The sequence below is a fragment of the Pseudomonas sp. B14(2022) genome, from assembly GCF_012030485.1.
Lineage (GTDB): Bacteria > Pseudomonadota > Gammaproteobacteria > Pseudomonadales > Pseudomonadaceae > Aquipseudomonas.
This window is the reverse complement of record NZ_JAAUVM010000003.1, coordinates 65,161-81,834: the sequence shown is the minus strand read 5'-3', so window position 1 is coordinate 81,834 and position 16,674 is coordinate 65,161. Positions and strand designations below refer to the sequence as shown.

The window sequence follows — 16,674 nt, the reverse complement described above, 5'->3', positions numbered from 1 at the left end:
GACACACATCCAAATGTGGGAGGGGGCAAGCTCCCTCCCACATTTTCAATCTGGGTTGTGTCAGAACAGTTTGGTGAACAGCCAGTACAGGCTACCGGATAGCAGAATCGCCGCCGGCAAGGTGAGCACCCACGCCATCAGCAAATTGCGGATCGTCCGCATCTGCAACCCACCCCCATTAGCCACCATGGTCCCCGCCACACCCGACGACAACACATGGGTGGTCGACACCGGCAGCCCGAACATATCCGCTGCACCAATGGTCAGCATCGCCACGGTCTCGGCCGAGGCGCCCTGGGCGTAAGTCAGATGGGTCTTGCCGATCTTCTCGCCCACGGTGACCACGATGCGCTTCCAACCGACCATGGTGCCAAGCCCCAGGGCGATGGCCACGACAATCTTCACCCACAGCGGAATAAAGCGCGTGGCATCGTCGATCTGTTGCTTGAACAGTTGCAGCTTGTCTTGGGTGTCAGCGTCGAAATTGCCGACCTTGCCTTTGTCCATCAGGCGAATGGTTTCGCTGCTCAGGTACATATCGTTCCGCACGTTGCCCACCGCTTCGGCGGGAACTTTGGCCAGGGAACCGTAGCCTTTGACCTGGTCACCGATCTGGCCGGCGAGGGCGGCGAGGGCCGGAATCAACTCGGGCGTGGCTTCCTTGGTGCGCATGTAGGCCGAAAGAACCGGCCGAGGGTCTCCCGCCAACGCCAGCGGCGCCGTTTTCATCAGCGCCACCTGGGTCACTTCGGCGACTGCGGCAAATTGCAACGACTGCTCGGCCGGCATGGCACGGTTCAGCGCATAGGCCATCGGCAGGGTGCCGACCAGGATCAGCATGATCAGGCCCATGCCTTTTTGCCCATCGTTGGAGCCATGGGCGAAGGACACGCCGGTGCAGGTGACGATCAGCATGCCGCGGATCCACCACGGCGGCGGAGTGTCGCCTTTAGGGGCTTTATACAGCGCGCGGTTTTTCACAAAGGCGCGCAGGGCCAGCAACAGCAAGGCGGCGAAGGCGAGGCCGATCAGCGGCGAGAGCAGCAGTGCATAACCGATCTTGATCGCCTGGCTCCAGTCCACACCGCTGGTGCCGTCACGGCCGTGCATCAAGGCATTGGCCACGCCGACGCCGATGATCGAGCCTATCAGGGTGTGGGACGAAGAGGCCGGCAAACCCAGCCACCAGGTGCCGAGGTTCCACAGGATCGCGGCGATCAGCAAGGCGAAGATCATGGCGAAACCGGCCGATGAACCCACCTGCAAAATCAGCTCCACCGGCAGCAAGGCAATGATGCCGAACGCCACCGCGCCGCTGGATAGCAGCACACCGAGGAAGTTGAAAAAGCCCGACCACACCACCGCAAACTGCGGTGGCAGCGAGTTGGTGTAGATCACCGTCGCGACGGCGTTGGCGGTGTCGTGGAAGCCGTTGACGAACTCGAAACCCAGGGCGATCAACAGCGCCACACCCAGCAGCAGGAACGGTGTCCATGTGGTGAGCTGGGCGCCCATTTCGTGCATGTCTTGCATGAGGCTGTAGGCGGTAAACAACAGGCCCATGGCGAGCACGGCGAAGAAAACGATCACTGTCACCAGGCTGGGTTTCTTGTCCAGGCGCGGTTTTGAATCGACGGAGGATGAGTGCGTGGAAGCAGTCAGGGAAGGGGTGGCCATGCCGGGGCATCCGTGTGGAGAGGATGCCGTTCATGTTCGTTGCAGAATGTTACAGCGATGCTGCCGCAAGTCATTGTTTAGGTCATTGGGTGTGCCACTGGTCTATAAATCGCTGGGGAGCCAACGGTATCTACACAACTTTTCAGACCCAGGCACATCTCTCTGTGGCGAGCGGGCTTGTCCCGCGTTGGGCTGCGTAGCAGCCCCAGTCAAGAAGAACGCGGTGTATCAGACACTCTGTAGAGGCTGGTTTTGGGGCTGCTTCGCAGCCCAACGCGGGACAAGCCCGCTCGCCACAACAGCGCTGTCTGCCGGGCTATCGGGGGAAGCCCCTTCCCATTTCAATTTGAAAACTTACGAAACGCCCAGCGCCCGGCAATCAATGTGAAGGTCGCCACCAGCGCCACCAAAATCCAGAACCCCTCCGGGTCCTGGGAAAGCGGCACACCGCCCACGTTCATGCCGAAAAAACCGGCGATGATGTTGATCGGCAACGCCAGCACCGTCACCACGGTCAGGGTGAACAGCGTGCGGCTGCTCTGCTCGTTGAGGTTGGCGGCGATCTCTTCCTGCAGCAGCTTGATCCGTTCGCCCAGCGCCGTCAGGTCGTTGATGATCAGCGCAAACTCCTCGGTGGATTTGCGCAACTCCTTTACGTCTTCCTTTTGCAGCCATTGCGGCGGGCGGTTGAGCAGGCGCAGCAGTGAACCCGGCTCCAGCGCGAGCAGGCGTTGCAGGCGCACCAGCACCCGGCGCGCCGCCCCCAGTTCAGCGCGGTTGGTGGACAGGCGCGAGGACAGCAACTGGTCCTCGATATGGTCGACGCTGATGCTGGTCTTGCGCACGATCTGCGTCAGCACTTCACCCTGGTCGCGCAGCAGGTGCACCAGCAGTTCCAGCGGTGAGCGAAAGTGTTCGCCGGCCTTCACCGACGAGCGCAACTTGTCCACCGAGTGCAAGGGTTGCAGGCGTGCGCTGATCAACAGCCGACTGCGGGCGCAGACCCACAGCGTGGAAATATCCGACGAGACCATGCTGCTGAAGTTGAACACCACGTCGTTGACCACCGCCAGCAAGGCTGAGTCGACGTGTTCGATACGCGTGGAGCGCGAGCCTTCGTGCAGGGCTTCGAAGAATTCTTCGGGCAAATCCAGGTTTGCCTGCATCCAACGCTCACAGGCCGCGTGGGCCAGGTTCAGGTGCAGCCATAGGAACTCTTCCGGATCGGCGGGTTGCTGCAAGGCCTGGAGCGCGGTGGCCGAATCAATCTGTTCACCCTTTTCACCGGGGCGAAAACGAAAACCGTAGAGCAAGCCAAACAGATCGGAATCCTGGTGGCTGTGGTCAATGCTGTGGTTCATGGAGGCTCGCAGAGAAAAGGCCTGTAGGACGTTTCACAGGTCGCGTGGCGAATCATTACAGGGATATTTGACAGTTTTATGACGGCTTTGAATTTATTTCTGTTGAATGACATTTTATTGACCGCTCATCAGGAATCGCTCAAGAAGGCTCTAGCACGGCCGATTCAGGCCATAAGCGCCGCTGTGGACGGGTGGTGCCTCTGACGACAGGGAAGTCATGGCGTGCTAGCACCCTTTCCCCTGTTTCGAGGTTTTCCCCGATGAATGTTTTGCGAACCTCCCTGCGGGCACAGATCCTGTCGCTGCTCGGTGGCAGCCTGCTGGCGATGCTGTTGATCGCCCTGGCGTGTTTCAACTTTCTCTCCAACGGTGTGCAGAGTTACCGCAGTTTGCTCGAAGGGCCGTTGCTCACCTCCCAACTGATCGATGAAGCCAACCTGCAATTCAAGGTGCAGGTCCAGGAATGGAAAAACGTGCTGTTGCGCGGCAAACAGCCTCAGGACATGGAGAAGTACTGGGGCCAGTTCCAGGACCGCCAACGTGATGTCCAAGGCATCCTCACGCGCCTGGTCAGCCAGACCCGCAGCGACGCAACCTTGAGCCAACGCATCGAAACCTTGCGTCAGGAACACCAGCAACTGGGTGTCGCTTACCAGCGCGGGCGTGATGCCTACTTGGCGGCGGGTGCAGATCCTACTGCGGGCGACACGGCCGTGAAGGGCGTGGACCGCGCCGCCAGCGAGCAGATGAGCGCTCTCGTCAGCGACCTGCGCGAACAAGGCGCGCAAAAGTCACTGGCCATCAGCGCCTATGCTGAGCGCACGGTCATGGTGGGCCTGGCAATCATGCTGCTGTCGGGCGCCTTGATCGGCCTGTTCAGCCTGTGGCTGATCAACCGCAACCTGATTCTGCCGATCCGTGGCCTGATCGACTATGTCACCCAACTGAGCCATGGTCGTTTTGCCGAGCGCGTCACCAGCAAGCGCCAGGATGAACTGGGCCAATTGGCGGCTGCCGCCAATACCCTGCGCGACTTCCTCGCCGAGACCTTCAGTCGCTTGCAACGCAGCGCCACCGATCTGGTCAGCGCCAGCGGCGAGTTGAACTCGATTGCCGGGCTGATGGCCACTGGCACCCACGAGCAATTCAATCGCACCGACCAGGTAGCCACGGCCATGACCGAAATGTCGGCCACCGCCCAGGAGGTCGCCCGTCACGCCGCCAGTGCCTCGCGCGCCGCCGATGACGCTGACCAGTCGGCCCGCGAGGGCGCTGAAGTGATGAAGGTCACCATCGCCACCATCGGCCAGATGCGCACGGAAATCCTCAACACCGGCACGATCATCCGGCGCCTGGAAACCGACAGCGTGCGTATCGGCAAAGTGTTGGAAGTGATTCGCGGGATCGCCGAGCAAACCAACCTGCTGGCGCTGAACGCCGCGATCGAGGCGGCCCGTGCAGGCGAGGCGGGCCGCGGTTTTGCGGTGGTCGCCGATGAAGTCCGCAGCCTGGCGCAACGCACGGCGGCGTCGATCATCGAGATCAACCAGATTATCCATGCCGTGCAGACCGGTGCGATCGATGCCTCCGAGGCAATCGTCAGCGGCCAGTCGTGCAGCGATGACAGTGTGGAAAAAGTCAGCCAGGCCGGCGCCATGCTCGATCACATCACCCAGGCGGTGGAAGCGATCCGCGACATGAACCGCCAGATCGCCACGGCGGCCGAGGAACAGACGTCGGTGGCTGAGGATATTTCGCGCAATATCACCCAGATCACTACCGTGGCCACGGCCAACCTCGACAATGTGCAGCGCACCGAAGCGGCGAGCCACAACCTGCGTAGCTTGTCCGGCGAGTTGAATGAGGTGACCGCGCGCCTGAGCGCCTGATCAGCCGGTGGGCAGGCTGAACGTGAACACCGTGCCGTGCTCGGCGCTGGTGGACACGTTGAGTTCACCGCCATGGGCCTCGGCAATCTGCTTGACGATATACAGCCCCAGGCCCAGGCCGGTCTGGGGCGTGTTCGTCGCCGGGCGTGAGTAAGGCTCGAACAGACGGGGCAGGGCTTGGGCGTTGATCTGCCCGGGGTTTTTCACCGACAGATGGAAACGGCCTTGCTCGACCTGCGCATGCACCTCCACGGGGCCGTCATGGTTGCCATGGTGGATGGCATTGGCGACCAGATTGGAGAGCAACTGCGCCAGGCGGTCACGGTCACCACTCACCCCTTGCAGGTCGCCGATATCTGCGCGGATGACCCGCTGCGGATGCACGCTCTGCACCTCCGACACCACATGCTGCAATGCCGCCTGCAAACCCTGGCAATCGCCGATGTTCAGCGGGATGCCGGTGCCCATGCGGCCCCTGGCGAAATCCAGCACGTCTTCCACCAACTGCGCAGCGCGCCGGCCGCTGGTGAGGATATGCCGCACGAGGGTGTCGGTGGCCGGGTCCGCGTGCTTGCGCAGCAGCCGTTCGGCAGCGACGTTAATTGCAAACAGCGGGTTGCGCAGGTCATGGCCGAGCACGGCGATAAATTGCTCGCGCAGTTCGGCGGTGCCGCGTTCTTCCTGCAATTGTGCCTGGGTTTGTTGCGCGGCTTCTTCGGCTTCAATCTGCAACGACAGCACGCGGGCGAACGACTCCATGGTCGACTGGATCGTGCTGCTGCGCAGCACGGCGGGGTTGGGGTCCAAGGCGCAGATCGTGCCGAAAAAGCGCCCGTCGGTGCGGAACACCGGCACCGAAATATAGCTTTCGAAGTGATACAGGCGCGGCGTGTGGTGGTCGTGGTAGAGCGGGTCTTCGCTGGCCTTGTCGATCACCACGGACACATGTGAGCTGCGAATTTCGTGGCAGATCGTGGTGGTCAGGTCCAACTCGCCACCGATGCCGAGGCCGAAGTCCAGTTGGTCGAGCACGGCACAGGCGGTCCAGGTGTCGTCGGTCACCCGCGCCACCGCGGCGAAGCGCAGGCCGGTCATGTCGCTGATGACTTGGAGCATCGCGTGTACGGCACTGATTCGGCCAATAGTGGCGATGTCGGCGGCTTTTTGCCCCATGCAGCAGTCTCGCAAAGTGGTGAGCCAGAGGCTCAGGTCGAAGCCTGGGATTTTAGCGACCTTGTGTGGTGAAGGTGTAATTTCATTCACCGAATGGTGTTTTTTCCTACGCACGGTTAGCGAGCGCGCATAAAAAAACCGCGCCACCCGGAGGTGGCGCGGTTTCAGGTGACGGGGGTCACTCAGGTGTCGAGTTTGTCTTCCAGTACGGCGCCGGTCTTGGCGTCGAGCTTGACTTCAAACTTCTTGCCGGCGGTGTCGGTCAGCTCAACTTCGTAGACCAGTACGCCGCTGTTGTTGTGGTCCAGTTCGGTGTCGTTGATCGTGGCACCGGCATGTTTGGCCACGGCGGCAGCGTTGAGCTTGTCGAAAGGCATCACCGCGCCGGACTTGAGCAGGCCTTCAATGTGGTCCGGGCGAACATCAGCCTGGGCCAGGCCGGCGGTCAGGGTCAGGGCGGTGGCAGCGAACAGGGTGGTCAGGGTTTTCATAGTGTGTGTCCTTCTTCGGTGAGCTGTTTAAGTGGCGCCAGATTAACCGGCGCAACTTAACTCATCCTTAATGGCGCACTGACACCAATGCGCGACGCTCTCAGTACTTGTAGTCGTTCAGCAGGTCTTGCACGCTGGACGACGGCCAGCGTTTGTAGAACTTCAGCAGTTCGGCGGCGCGGTTGGTGAAGATGCCGTCGACGCCGGCTTTCATCACTTTGTCGAAGTCGACCGGTTCATCCACGGTGTAGACGTGCACCAGCAGGCCCTTGTCGTGGGTCAGCTTGTTCATTTCAGGCTTCACCAGGTCGGTATAGCTCTGGTCGCCGTGGTCGGTCAGCTCAGCCGATGGGCCGGTACCGATGGCGCCGAGGCTCTTGGCTTCGTCGACCCACTTTTCGAACTCTGCGGCGTCTTTTGGCTCTTGCTTGGCGTAGTAGGCGGCCTTGGTGGTTTCGCCGGATTCGGCGAAGGTCTGCGTGGATTTCGGCTCGATGCTGCCCGGGCCAACCCACAACAGCAGGATTTTCGGGGTGTTCGGCATTTCTTTCTGCAGCTCTTTCAAGCTGTCTTTTTCAAACGTCTGCAGCACCACACGGCCCTTGCCCTGGCCGACGCCGGTGTTGCTCTTGCCCAGCTTTGAGCCGGCGGAGCTCAACCAGCCTTTATCCAGCAGCTTGTTTTTCAGGTCGACTTCGATGCCTGGGAATTGCTTGGGCTCCTTGGTTTCGATGTACAGGCCGGGTTTGTGCTGCGGGTTGCCTTCGGCGATCTTGATGATGTCGTCCAGGCTCTGGATCTTCAGGCCGACGAAGCCAGGACGCGCGCGGTCCGGGTAGGCGGCGTTGAACCAGCTGCCGGCGTCGAGGGTTTGCAGTTCTTTCCAGGTGAACTCGTTGGCCGGGGCGTCTTTGCGCTCGGGGAACTTGGTGGCCACGTCGGTGGTGCGCTGCAGGTTGTTGTCGTGCAGGGCGAACAGCACGCCGTCCTTGCTGCGTTGCAGGTCCATTTCCAGGTAGTCGGCACCCAGGTCGCGCGCGACTTTGTAGGCGGCGGCGGTGGATTCCGGCGCGTCGTAGGACGCGCCACGGTGAGCGATCACGGCGGGGTATGGAATGCCTTCGTTTGTCGCCAATTCAGCCGGGCTGATCGGTTCGGCAGCCTGTGCCTGGCCGAAGCCAAGCGCCAGTGCGAGCAGCAGGGCGCTCTTGGAAAACGTGACAGGCATATGCGAAGTCCTTTCGTGGAGGTAGCTTTGAGAAGGCCTCCTTTTTAACAATTGATTGCGAAAGGCGCCATCACCAAACCGACATTAACGTGCGCATGTGCCAATTTCCTCGGTTTTTTTGCGCGGCATTGAAGTATTCTTGCTCGCAGCCGTCCCGCTAGAGGACGGTACTTTCCGCCACGCGTGTAAACCATCTTTCCAGTCCCTGTGGGACTTTTCAGTGAGGTTTACCATGCGCATCACCTCCGAGCTTATCTGCCAGGCCGCCGACCAACTCCACGGTTTTGTTGGCCTCAACCGCAAGACCGGCCAGTACATCGTGCGTTTCAGCGAAGATTCCTTCGGCATGGACGTGGCCGACGACGGCATCATCCCCACCGCTGAATTTGTCTGGCTGCCGGCCCCCGAGCAGACCATGACCCTGTCGCGCGAGCGTATCCAGTTGCTGCTCGACCAAAATATCGACGACCGCATCAACATCAGCGAACCGCTGCGCGTGTATATGAAACGGGTGGAGATTCCACAGATCAGTGCGCTGCGCAGTCTGGTGAGCTAGACGGCATAGGCGGTAAGCGAGCTTTCTGTGGCAAGCCCGCTCGCCACAGAGAGCCAGGCGATACGACGGTTACTGGCCTTGGAATGTGTAGGCCCGTTCCACTTTGCACACCCGTGTCTGAAACGCCGAGTACCAGGTGGCGCGTCCTTGTTCACGCACCGCCCGATGCTCGGCCTGCTGCTTCCAGGCCAGGATCGCGGCTTCGCTGCTCCAATACGACACGGTAATCCCCAGGCCATCCTCCCGCGCCGACTCCACCCCGAGAAACCCCGGTTGATCGCGAGCCAGCTCCAGCATGCGGGCGGCGGCCTGGCCGTAGCCTTGATCGCCGTCGGTGCGCAATGAGCTGAAGATCACTGCGTAGTAGGGTGGGGCGGGTGTCGTGGCGATCATGCGCACTGCTCCTGGCACGCCTTGAGCAGGGCAATCGCCAAGGGCGGCGTGATGCCCTTGAGGGCCGCGCGTTCAGGCTGGAACAGCGTGGCGACGAAGAACGGATGGTCGAGCAACTCCACCGCGCGCAGATCGCCGGCCGCATCATGCCCGCTGGGAATCATCTCGCGCTCGAGCAGTGCATCGGCGAATTCGGGGTTTATGCCGTAGCGGCAGCGATAGCCTTCCTCGATATCAAGGCGGCCGTAGGCCTCGGCGATGCGCGTGTAGGGCGTCAAACGCAGGCTGTCGCTGGCGTCTACCAGGGCGCAGCTCAGGGGCGTGATCACTGCGCGTTCAGCGCCTGGCGCCAGTTCGCCATGTTCGGCATCGGCCCAGCCCAGCACGTTGCGGGCGTATTCCAGCACCGCGTGTTGAAAACCGCCGCAAGTGCCGAGGAAAGGTCGCCGCTGTTCGCGGGCAAAACGTATCGCCCGCAATGCACCGTCGGTGTCGCGGTAGGGGCTGGCAGGCACGCACCAGAAACCGTCGAAGCTGTGCAGTTCTGTGGTGGGCGTGAGGGTGTCGGTGTCGAGCCATTGCAGATGAACCTGCACACCGAGGGTTTCACCGGCCCGTTGCAGCGCGATGGGAATGGCCTGGTGTGCGACGACATCGGGGTTGTAATCGCCGATCAGGGCGAGGTGCAAGGTGGTGGCTTTCATCGGGTGCGTCCCATGGCTTGTGGTGTCCTGCCGTGCACTATAGATTGGCGCGCACGCAATCAATATTGGCGTTTGCCCACATGCTCAATGCAGCCACGCACTATCAAATCGATTACTCCGACCTGTCGCTGATCCTCGCCCTGGTGCGTGGCGGCACCCTGGCGCGGGCGGCGGCATTGTTGCGGGTAGATGTGTCCACGGTGTTCCGCGCGGTGCGACGGCTGGAGGCCGCGTTGGGCCAGACGTTGTTTGAAAAAAGCCGCGCCGGCTACCTGCCCACCAGCCTCGCCAGCAACCTCGCGCAGCAGGCCGAACGTGCTGAACAAGCGCTGGAAGCGGCGCGCATCGGCGTGGAGCAGGGCGGCGAGGTGATCAGCGGCACGGTGCGCCTGACCTGTACCGACTCGGTGCTGCAAGGGCTGTTGCTGCCGGCGCTGGCGCAGTTCATGCCGGACTACCCGGCGCTGACCCTGGAACTGAGCACCTCCAATGATTTCGCCAACCTCAGCCGCCGCGATGCCGACATCGCCCTGCGCCTGACCACGGCACCGCCGGAGCACCTGGTCGGCCGTTGCCTGGGGGGCGTTGCGTATCAGGTGTGTGCCAGCCCCTCGTATGCCCATCAACACGCCGCACGCTCGCTGGCGGACCTGGCCTGGATCGCGCCGGACGACTTCCTGCCCGACCACCCCACGGTGGCCTGGCGCCGCGAACACCTGCCCGGTGTACGCCTCAGTTATCGCTGCAACAGCATGTTGTCGGTCACCGAACTGGTGCGGGCTGGGTTGGGCGTGGCGGCGCTGCCGGATTTTCTGCTGGATGATGGCCTGCAACCCCTGGGTCCCGCATTGGCGGGGCACGACACGGCGTTATGGCTGCTGACGCGTCCCGATTGCCGGGCATTGCGCTCGGTGGTGACGCTGTTTGATGAGTTGGGACGGCATGTGCGGATGAAACCCTGACATCGCCCCTCCGACAATGGATACGCACAGTTACTGGGGTTTTCTTACGTAGTGCTCATGCATTTCGCACGTCAGGGTTTCGATGTGTTCGGTCAGTTGCTTGGTCATTTCCGTCAGCCGGGTGTTTTGCTCCAGCAATTCCAGCAGCTGTTTGGTGGTTTGCGCGGCCTGGGCCTGGCGTTCGGTATTGGCGATGGCCAGTGCTTCGCGGTGTTGCGCATCGGCGTCGGACTGGGCTTTGTCGCGGGCGGCCTGGCGCGTCTGCGCCAGCAGGATCAGCGGCGCGGCATAGGCTGATTGCAGGCTGAAGGCCAGGTTGAGCAGGATGAACGGGTACACGTCGAAGTGGGTGATGCCCGTTACGTTGAGCACCACCCACAAGATCACGATCGCGGTTTGCGCACCGAGGAAGGTCGGTGTACCAAAGAAGCGCGCAAAGGCCTCGGCCTTGAGGGCAAAGGTATCGTTGCCGAAGGTCGGCGCCAGGTGGGCGTGGCGCCGGTGAAAACGCAGGTGATCGACGGGGGCGGTTTCGGGCTTGTCGGGGGTCATGGTGGGCTCGGGTCATCAACGTTAAGGCAGTGAATCACTATAGTCCTGGCGACCTGTCTTACACATGAATAACCCGAGGGTCTACTGAGTGTTAGTGGGCGCCACGCTCATTGGCAAACGCACTCACCGCGTGCACCGCCTCGCTGGTGCCTTCGCGAATCTGCAGGATCACTGTACCGGCCTGGTTGGCCAGCTCCACGCCCTGGGCAGCGCGGTCGCGGGTCGCGTCCATGCTGTCGATGGCGTGGCGGGTCTCAGCCTGGATCACCGCGATCATGCTGGAAATCTCCGTGGTGGAACCGCTGGTGCGCGCCGCCAACTGCCGCACTTCATCGGCCACCACGGCAAAACCACGGCCTTGTTCGCCCGCGCGCGCCGCTTCGATAGCGGCATTGAGTGCCAGCAGGTTGGTCTGATCGGCAATGCCGCGAATGGTGTTGACGATGGTGCTGATCTGTTGCGAACGCTCGCCCAGCTTGGCGATCAGTTGCGAGGAGTTGTCGATGTCCGAGGAGATTTCACGCATGCCGCTGGCTGTTTTCTGGATCACGTCGGCGCCTTTTTCCGCCATGTCCTGGGTATGCAGGGACAGGTGATAGGCCTGGGCGGCGCTTTGTGCGTCTGCAGCATGTTGTTGCACGCGCGCGGTGATGTCCGAGGCGAACTTCACCACTTTGCACAGGCGCCCGCTGGCGTCGTACACCGGGTTGTAGCTGGCTTCGAGCCACACGGGCTGGCCGTTTTTACCCACGCGTTCGAACTGGCCGCTGAACAATTCGCCCTGGTTCAGGCGCCGCCAGAAGTCACCGTAGGCTGAGCTCGCTGCGGTCTCTGCTGTGCAGAACAGGCGGTGATGCTGGCCCTGGATCTGCGCCAGGCTGTAGCCCATGCGCTGCAGGAAGTTGGCGTTGGCGGTGATGATCGTGCCGTCGAGGTTGAACTCGATGACGGCCATTGCCCGGCCGATGGCTTCCAACTTGGCGTTGGCCTCGCTTTCAGCCTGCAGGCGCGGGGTGACGTCCAGGGCGTACTTCACCACTTTGACCACACGGCCCGTGTCGTCACGCACCGGGGTGTAGCTGGCTTCCAGCCACACCGACTGGCCGTTGCTGGCCACCCGTTCAAAGGTGCCGGACTGGAACTGGCCGCTTTGCAGGTTGGACCACAGTTGGCTGTACTCGGCGCTACGGGCGAAGGCGGGCGTGCAGAACATCCGGTGGGATTGGCCTTCGATCTGCTCGGCGCGGTAGCCCAGGGTGTTGAGGAAGTTGTCATTGGCCCGCAGTACGAGGCCTTGCGGATCAAATTCGATCACTGCCATGGAGCGTTCGATCGCGTCCAGCAGGCTGGCTTGGTGAGCCACGGTGTGTTGCAGGTGATTGATGGTTTTTTTATGGGCGTTGAATAGCATGTTCGGGGGCTCGGGCAAGCATGCGTCGGGGGAGTATCCATGTGTATGCGCCTGCCCCCGTAAGGCATTCGCCGTACGGTTGACGTGCTCATTGTCAGCCTCCTTGTGCTGACAGCGGGGTGGAACAACGGGTTAAGAGTGATCAGCCTGACAAGAAGTTCGCCCAAGGGGCAGGACCATTTTTGGGTAGGCGACGAATGGAGGCATTATGCTATCGCCTATGGTGTTGGACGGAAGATTCAGACGAGGAGTTGTAGGACTACGTCAGGCGGAACAGGCGATCCGGTCTTCACTCACACTCACCCGATTACGCCCGGTGTCCTTGGCTGCATAGAGTGCCCGGTCCGCCGCGTTCAGCCACATGGCTGCGTCGGTGAAGCGCGGCTGGAAGTCCGCCAGACCGATGCTCAGGCTGACGCGCAATTCCGGTATGTGCGGGGTGCGGTAATTGCCGAATGTTTTGCGCATCTGCTCCATGATCTGCGCCGCTTGCTCCAGAGGCATTTGCGGAAGAATCACACAGAACTCATCGCCACCGTAACGCCCGGCCAGGTCGTTTTCCCGCAGGTTGCGCCGCATTTCCAGGCTCAGTTGCCGCAACACCGTGTCGCCGACGATATGGCCGTGGGTATCGTTGATCTGCTTGAAGTGATCAATATCGATCAATGCGATGGTGGCGTGGCTTTGCTGCTGCTGGCACTTGTGGAACTTGAGGTGCAGCAGGTCTTTCCACGAGCCGTGGTTGAGCAGGCCGGTGAGGCTGTCGGTGCGGCTCAGGGCACTGAGGGCGCGTTTATGTTCCGACAGCTTGATCGCCAGTTGATAACAGACCATGCCGATGGCCATGGGGTAGAGGGTCAGCATGGGCAGGCAGGAGTAGACCTGCAGCAGGCTGACGTCGGGGTTGAACTTGATGCCGAACAGCGCCCACGCCACGCCGATCCCCAGCCCCTGGGCGAGCAGGCCACGCAGGAACAGGCGCCGGCCGCCGGCGGCGACGTTGTTCATGGTCATCATCGACAGGATGGTCACGGCTGTCAGCGGCGTGAATTGCGTGGCAGCCGCCCAAAACCCACCGAATACCGAGTCATACAGGAAGTTGCGCTGTTCAGCCTGATAAGGGAACGGCGAGCGGGTGGATAGCTGGTACGCCAGATGCGCCCAGGCAAACCCATTGAACAGCAGTAACGCCCAGACCCAGCCCGGCATGGCCAGGGGGTACAAGGCGCCGGTGACGCTGATGCTGCCGACACCCAGGCCGATGATCCTTGGCTGGTAGATACGCCTGGCAAATGAGAGCCCTTTGCCTCGTCTGTTTTCCATAAATTCCTGGTTCAACTGTTTTTCACATAGACGGCGGCTCGCGGCCACTGGATCACCCATTGATCGGATAAGTCCTGTGAATATTGTCAGTTATTGGCGTAGGAATAATCAGTGGCCTTCCAGGCCATTTGCGCAAAACAGAGGGCGAATGCGTCAAAAGCGACCAGGAATGTCGCTCTTGCAATGGTTTTTACTGGGTGCGGGAGGCGCTGACTTCGTAGCCGGCAAGGAACAGGTCGATGGCTGACTCAATGACGCTGGCCTGGTGGGCGGCATCCAGGGTCGGCTGGCCCAACGTGATCTGCGGCCAAAACGCGAAGGCCTTGAGCAGGCTCTGGATCTGATGGGCGGCAAACGCCGGGTCGGTGCAGGAGAGGCGGCCATCTTCCTGGGCGGCGCGTACCCACTGGGTAAAGCCTTCTTCGCGCTGGCTCAGGCGGGTGACCATGTCTTGCGCACGTTCCGGTGAATGGATGGTGGCCGCGATGGCGACCCGGGCGAGGTCGAGGAAGTTGGTGTCCGACATCATCTTCATCTTTGCCTCCAGCAACCCGCGTAACTGTTCACGCAACGGGCGGTCGCTGGCGTAGCTGACGTCGAGTTGGGCGACGCTGCTGGCCCAGAGCTGGTGAAGGATTTCGGCGAACAGTTCTTCCTTGCTGGGGAAATGGTTATACACCGTGCGCTTGGAAACCCCAGCGGTAGCGGCGATCTTGTCCATGCTGGTGACCTCGAAGCCGTTATCGCGAAACTCAGCGATGGCCGCTGCCACGATGGCTTGGCGTTTGCGGTCGGTAAGGCGTTGAGGGGCAGTCATGGGTGGCGTTCAGCTCTTGAGGGTAAATTACACTGGGTAGTTTACTTGCTGCGGATTTTGTTGCAATCTTGAAACTACACTGTGCAGTGTAACTTATGAGCGGACCGTAGGAGTCACTCGGTAATGGCCACGATCTCAACCCGTATCAAGTCTTCGCCTGCGGCGCCCAAACCTGCTGAGTCGAAACTGGGGAGCTTCAGCAACGACGCCCCCGTGCAGCACGGTGGCTTTGGCAAGACCTTGCGTATCTTCTGGAACATGCTGTTCAACAAACCACGCAGTACTCGGCCGGTGGGGCAGATCCCGGTGCAACCGCTGACCCGCGAGCAGTTGCTGGGGGCGCCTGATCACAGCGTGTTCCGCCTGGGGCATTCCACCGTGTTGTTGAAAATGCGCGGCAAGTTCTGGCTGACCGACCCGGTGTTCGCCGAGCGTGCCTCGCCCTTCAGTTGGGCTGGCCCCAAGCGTTTTCATCAGCCGCCTATCAGTCTTGAAGAGTTGCCGCCCCTGGAGGCGGTGGTTCTTTCCCACAACCACTACGACCATCTTGACCATAAGGCTGTCGTCCAACTGGCCGACAAGACCCGTTACTTTCTCGCGCCGCTGGGCGTGGGCGACATTCTGGTCAAGTGGGGTGTCGACGCCAGCAAGGTGCGGCAGCTGGATTGGTGGCAAGGCACCGAGGTGGATGGCATTCGCTTTGTCGCCACGCCGGCGCAGCACTTTTCCGGGCGTGGCCTGTTTGATGCCAACCAGACCCTCTGGTGTTCCTGGGTGATGATCGACGGCACGCGCCGCATCTTTTTCAGCGGCGACACCGGCTACTTCGACGGCTTTAAACGCATCGGCGAACAGTACGGCCCGTTCGATCTGACGTTGATGGAAACCGGTGCTTACAACGTCGACTGGCCCCATGTACACATGCAGCCGGAGCAAACCCTGCAAGCGCATATCGACCTCAAGGGCCGCTGGCTGCTGCCGATACACAACGGCACTTTCGACCTGGCGTTCCATGCCTGGCACGAACCATTCGACCGCATCATGGCGCTGGCGTGGGAGCGCAATGTGTCGATTGCCACACCGCCGATGGGCCAGGCGTTCAGCTTGAACCAGCCGGAGCGTGGATATGCATGGTGGCTGGAAGTGGAAACCCAAGGTGCGCAAGAGCACCTTGTGAGCTGAGGGCGCGGAGGCGACGAAAAAGGAGTTTTCAAGTTGTTTCGGGTCTGCGACATGCTTCGACGAAGGATGCGATGATCCCCGGAAAATGATTTCAGGGGAGGCGTTCCGATGGACAGCAAATGCAGAAAGTTTTCGCGAGCGGATGCCGTTTGCCAGGTGGGCCAGCCGTTGTCTGCGCCCCTGGATATGACCTATTCGGCGTCTTCATGCCGTCGCCCTTCCACCGATCAAGCGCCCCCCCGCCGTATCGCGTTTGATGTCGATCCCCATCCTCAAACCCACCCCAATGGTGGCGTCCTGATCCCCGGGTATAACGTACCGGCACTTCCCATCAGACCCATGCGTGATCCCTCGTTGATGCTGATTGCCTTGAGCGGTATCGACCCAGAGGGCCAGGTGATGGTGGAGGTACCTCTGGTGCAGAACAACAGCCCCTTTGCCGTCATGCAAGTATTGGCCGGCAGGCGCGTGGGGTATGCCGACCGATATGGCCGTGGCGATGGTCACGAACCGATTCAACACCGTGCGCCCTTCATGCGGGCGCTGGACGTTTTGCGTCGAGCCGGGGCGCAACTGATACCCGTACCGGCGCAACGTGTCGACGGCACCCTCACGTTCAACCTGCATACTCATAATGAAATCGATGAACTTGTAAATGAGTACCGGCTGGATGCCCTGGTGTCGGACAGTCAAAGTGCTGCGTTCCATGGTGCGTGCTGGAGTGGTTACCCCAGGTTTGGCGAGACCCTCGAGGGTGGTGCGACGTTGTGGTTCTACGGTGCGCGATGGTCGAAGGATTCGCTGGCGGCGCTGGTGCAGGGTTATCGCAATGCCTGTTGCGTGGAGAATGCATAGCATGGGCTACCTGTGGCGTTGAACAATCCTACGAGGTGAACGGCCTACGTCATGCTGGCTGGGATGAGGGAAGTTTTTAGACTGGCGCACGGATCAACGG

General features: G+C 61.2%; 16 protein-coding genes and 1 pseudogene. 6 read left to right on the top strand and 11 right to left on the bottom strand.

Features of this window, described 5'->3' with window-relative positions; translation table 11 throughout:
* Nucleotides 1-60: 60 nt before the first annotated feature.
* Together HCF10_RS06165 and HCF10_RS06160 are read right to left on the bottom strand one after the other, a co-directional pair.
* The gene (locus tag HCF10_RS06165) at nucleotides 61-1,677 is read right to left on the bottom strand and encodes an inorganic phosphate transporter (RefSeq protein ID WP_167655081.1); all 1,617 of its coding nucleotides are present in this window, start codon (nucleotides 1,675-1,677) and stop codon (nucleotides 61-63) included.
* Between the two features lie 341 nt (nucleotides 1,678-2,018).
* Nucleotides 2,019-3,038 (bottom strand): transporter, encoded by a 1,020-nt coding sequence (locus tag HCF10_RS06160; protein WP_131697822.1) that lies wholly within the window; start codon nucleotides 3,036-3,038, stop codon nucleotides 2,019-2,021.
* A gap of 260 nt (nucleotides 3,039-3,298) precedes the next feature.
* On the opposite strand from HCF10_RS06160, the pseudogene HCF10_RS31935 reads away from it, so the two are divergent.
* Nucleotides 3,299-4,042, top strand: a pseudogene (locus HCF10_RS31935) (methyl-accepting chemotaxis protein); the annotation flags it as partial.
* A 117-nt stretch (nucleotides 4,043-4,159) separates the two neighbouring features.
* Nucleotides 4,160-4,927: a methyl-accepting chemotaxis protein gene (locus HCF10_RS31930; protein WP_443200901.1), complete on the top strand. Its 768-nt coding sequence runs from the start codon at nucleotides 4,160-4,162 to the stop codon at nucleotides 4,925-4,927.
* Here HCF10_RS31930 and HCF10_RS06150 read toward each other — a convergent pair whose 3' ends face one another.
* From HCF10_RS06150 to HCF10_RS06140, 3 genes are all read right to left on the bottom strand, one after another.
* A complete protein-coding gene (locus HCF10_RS06150) occupies nucleotides 4,928-6,100 on the bottom strand; it encodes a GAF domain-containing sensor histidine kinase (protein ID WP_131697820.1) in 1,173 nt (390 codons plus the stop codon).
* A 182-nt stretch (nucleotides 6,101-6,282) separates the two neighbouring features.
* Complete coding sequence (locus tag HCF10_RS06145) at nucleotides 6,283-6,591, bottom strand: PepSY domain-containing protein (RefSeq protein ID WP_145337923.1); 309 nt, start codon at nucleotides 6,589-6,591, stop codon at nucleotides 6,283-6,285.
* A gap of 100 nt (nucleotides 6,592-6,691) precedes the next feature.
* The gene (locus tag HCF10_RS06140; protein WP_145337925.1) at nucleotides 6,692-7,819 is read right to left on the bottom strand and encodes a glycerophosphodiester phosphodiesterase family protein; all 1,128 of its coding nucleotides are present in this window, start codon (nucleotides 7,817-7,819) and stop codon (nucleotides 6,692-6,694) included.
* Nucleotides 7,820-8,051: 232 nt separating this feature from the next.
* On the opposite strand from HCF10_RS06140, the gene HCF10_RS06135 reads away from it, so the two are divergent.
* Entirely contained in the window at nucleotides 8,052-8,375 is a 324-nt protein-coding gene (locus tag HCF10_RS06135; RefSeq protein WP_027605634.1) for a DUF2025 family protein, read from the top strand.
* Nucleotides 8,376-8,444: 69 nt separating this feature from the next.
* On the opposite strand, the gene HCF10_RS06130 is transcribed toward HCF10_RS06135, so the two are convergent.
* Both HCF10_RS06130 and HCF10_RS06125 read right to left on the bottom strand, forming a co-directional pair.
* Nucleotides 8,445-8,768, bottom strand: coding sequence for an antibiotic biosynthesis monooxygenase family protein (locus tag HCF10_RS06130; protein WP_167655079.1), 324 nt, complete (start codon nucleotides 8,766-8,768; stop codon nucleotides 8,445-8,447).
* A complete protein-coding gene (locus HCF10_RS06125) occupies nucleotides 8,765-9,472 on the bottom strand; it encodes a CTP synthase C-terminal region-related (seleno)protein (protein ID WP_131697817.1) in 708 nt (235 codons plus the stop codon). Before HCF10_RS06125 ends, HCF10_RS06130 begins: the two co-directional genes overlap by 4 nt.
* Before the next feature lie 80 nt (nucleotides 9,473-9,552).
* Between HCF10_RS06125 and HCF10_RS06120 the strand changes: the two genes are divergently transcribed.
* Nucleotides 9,553-10,434 (top strand): LysR family transcriptional regulator, encoded by an 882-nt coding sequence (locus HCF10_RS06120; RefSeq protein WP_167655078.1) that lies wholly within the window; start codon nucleotides 9,553-9,555, stop codon nucleotides 10,432-10,434.
* 30 nt (nucleotides 10,435-10,464) lie between these two features.
* On the opposite strand, the gene HCF10_RS06115 is transcribed toward HCF10_RS06120, so the two are convergent.
* From HCF10_RS06115 to HCF10_RS06100, 4 genes are all read right to left on the bottom strand, one after another.
* Nucleotides 10,465-10,986 (bottom strand): DUF1003 domain-containing protein, encoded by a 522-nt coding sequence (locus tag HCF10_RS06115; RefSeq protein WP_145337928.1) that lies wholly within the window; start codon nucleotides 10,984-10,986, stop codon nucleotides 10,465-10,467.
* Between the two features lie 91 nt (nucleotides 10,987-11,077).
* Nucleotides 11,078-12,397, bottom strand: coding sequence for a methyl-accepting chemotaxis protein (locus HCF10_RS06110; RefSeq protein WP_167655077.1), 1,320 nt, complete (start codon nucleotides 12,395-12,397; stop codon nucleotides 11,078-11,080).
* Between the two features lie 264 nt (nucleotides 12,398-12,661).
* A complete protein-coding gene (locus HCF10_RS06105) occupies nucleotides 12,662-13,720 on the bottom strand; it encodes a diguanylate cyclase (RefSeq protein WP_167655076.1) in 1,059 nt (352 codons plus the stop codon).
* A 190-nt stretch (nucleotides 13,721-13,910) separates the two neighbouring features.
* Nucleotides 13,911-14,537 (bottom strand): TetR/AcrR family transcriptional regulator, encoded by a 627-nt coding sequence (locus tag HCF10_RS06100; protein WP_131697813.1) that lies wholly within the window; start codon nucleotides 14,535-14,537, stop codon nucleotides 13,911-13,913.
* A gap of 123 nt (nucleotides 14,538-14,660) precedes the next feature.
* On the opposite strand from HCF10_RS06100, the gene HCF10_RS06095 reads away from it, so the two are divergent.
* Together HCF10_RS06095 and HCF10_RS06090 are read left to right on the top strand one after the other, a co-directional pair.
* The gene (locus HCF10_RS06095; RefSeq protein ID WP_131697812.1) at nucleotides 14,661-15,719 is read left to right on the top strand and encodes an MBL fold metallo-hydrolase; all 1,059 of its coding nucleotides are present in this window, start codon (nucleotides 14,661-14,663) and stop codon (nucleotides 15,717-15,719) included.
* A gap of 339 nt (nucleotides 15,720-16,058) precedes the next feature.
* Nucleotides 16,059-16,574, top strand: coding sequence for a hypothetical protein (locus tag HCF10_RS06090; RefSeq protein ID WP_167655075.1), 516 nt, complete (start codon nucleotides 16,059-16,061; stop codon nucleotides 16,572-16,574).
* Nucleotides 16,575-16,674: the final 100 nt, after the last annotated feature.

What these genes read in the sequence shown, in the direction of transcription:
- HCF10_RS06090 (WP_167655075.1), top strand. Translation starts at nt 16,059, where the DNA reads ATGCGTGATCCCTCGTTGATGCTGATTGCCTTGAGCGGTATCGACCCA.
- HCF10_RS06130 (WP_167655079.1), bottom strand. Translation starts at nt 8,768, where the DNA reads ATGATCGCCACGACACCCGCCCCACCCTACTACGCAGTGATCTTCAGC.
- HCF10_RS06140 (WP_145337925.1), bottom strand. Translation starts at nt 7,819, where the DNA reads ATGCCTGTCACGTTTTCCAAGAGCGCCCTGCTGCTCGCACTGGCGCTT.
- HCF10_RS06105 (WP_167655076.1), bottom strand. Translation starts at nt 13,720, where the DNA reads ATGGAAAACAGACGAGGCAAAGGGCTCTCATTTGCCAGGCGTATCTAC.
- HCF10_RS06120 (WP_167655078.1), top strand. Translation starts at nt 9,553, where the DNA reads ATGCTCAATGCAGCCACGCACTATCAAATCGATTACTCCGACCTGTCG.
- HCF10_RS06095 (WP_131697812.1), top strand. Translation starts at nt 14,661, where the DNA reads ATGGCCACGATCTCAACCCGTATCAAGTCTTCGCCTGCGGCGCCCAAA.
- HCF10_RS06110 (WP_167655077.1), bottom strand. Translation starts at nt 12,397, where the DNA reads ATGCTATTCAACGCCCATAAAAAAACCATCAATCACCTGCAACACACC.
- HCF10_RS06125 (WP_131697817.1), bottom strand. Translation starts at nt 9,472, where the DNA reads ATGAAAGCCACCACCTTGCACCTCGCCCTGATCGGCGATTACAACCCC.
- HCF10_RS06160 (WP_131697822.1), bottom strand. Translation starts at nt 3,038, where the DNA reads ATGAACCACAGCATTGACCACAGCCACCAGGATTCCGATCTGTTTGGC.
- HCF10_RS31930 (WP_443200901.1), top strand. Translation starts at nt 4,160, where the DNA reads ATGGCCACTGGCACCCACGAGCAATTCAATCGCACCGACCAGGTAGCC.
- HCF10_RS06135 (WP_027605634.1), top strand. Translation starts at nt 8,052, where the DNA reads ATGCGCATCACCTCCGAGCTTATCTGCCAGGCCGCCGACCAACTCCAC.
- HCF10_RS06165 (WP_167655081.1), bottom strand. Translation starts at nt 1,677, where the DNA reads ATGGCCACCCCTTCCCTGACTGCTTCCACGCACTCATCCTCCGTCGAT.
- HCF10_RS06150 (WP_131697820.1), bottom strand. Translation starts at nt 6,100, where the DNA reads ATGGGGCAAAAAGCCGCCGACATCGCCACTATTGGCCGAATCAGTGCC.
- HCF10_RS06115 (WP_145337928.1), bottom strand. Translation starts at nt 10,986, where the DNA reads ATGACCCCCGACAAGCCCGAAACCGCCCCCGTCGATCACCTGCGTTTT.
- HCF10_RS06145 (WP_145337923.1), bottom strand. Translation starts at nt 6,591, where the DNA reads ATGAAAACCCTGACCACCCTGTTCGCTGCCACCGCCCTGACCCTGACC.
- HCF10_RS06100 (WP_131697813.1), bottom strand. Translation starts at nt 14,537, where the DNA reads ATGACTGCCCCTCAACGCCTTACCGACCGCAAACGCCAAGCCATCGTG.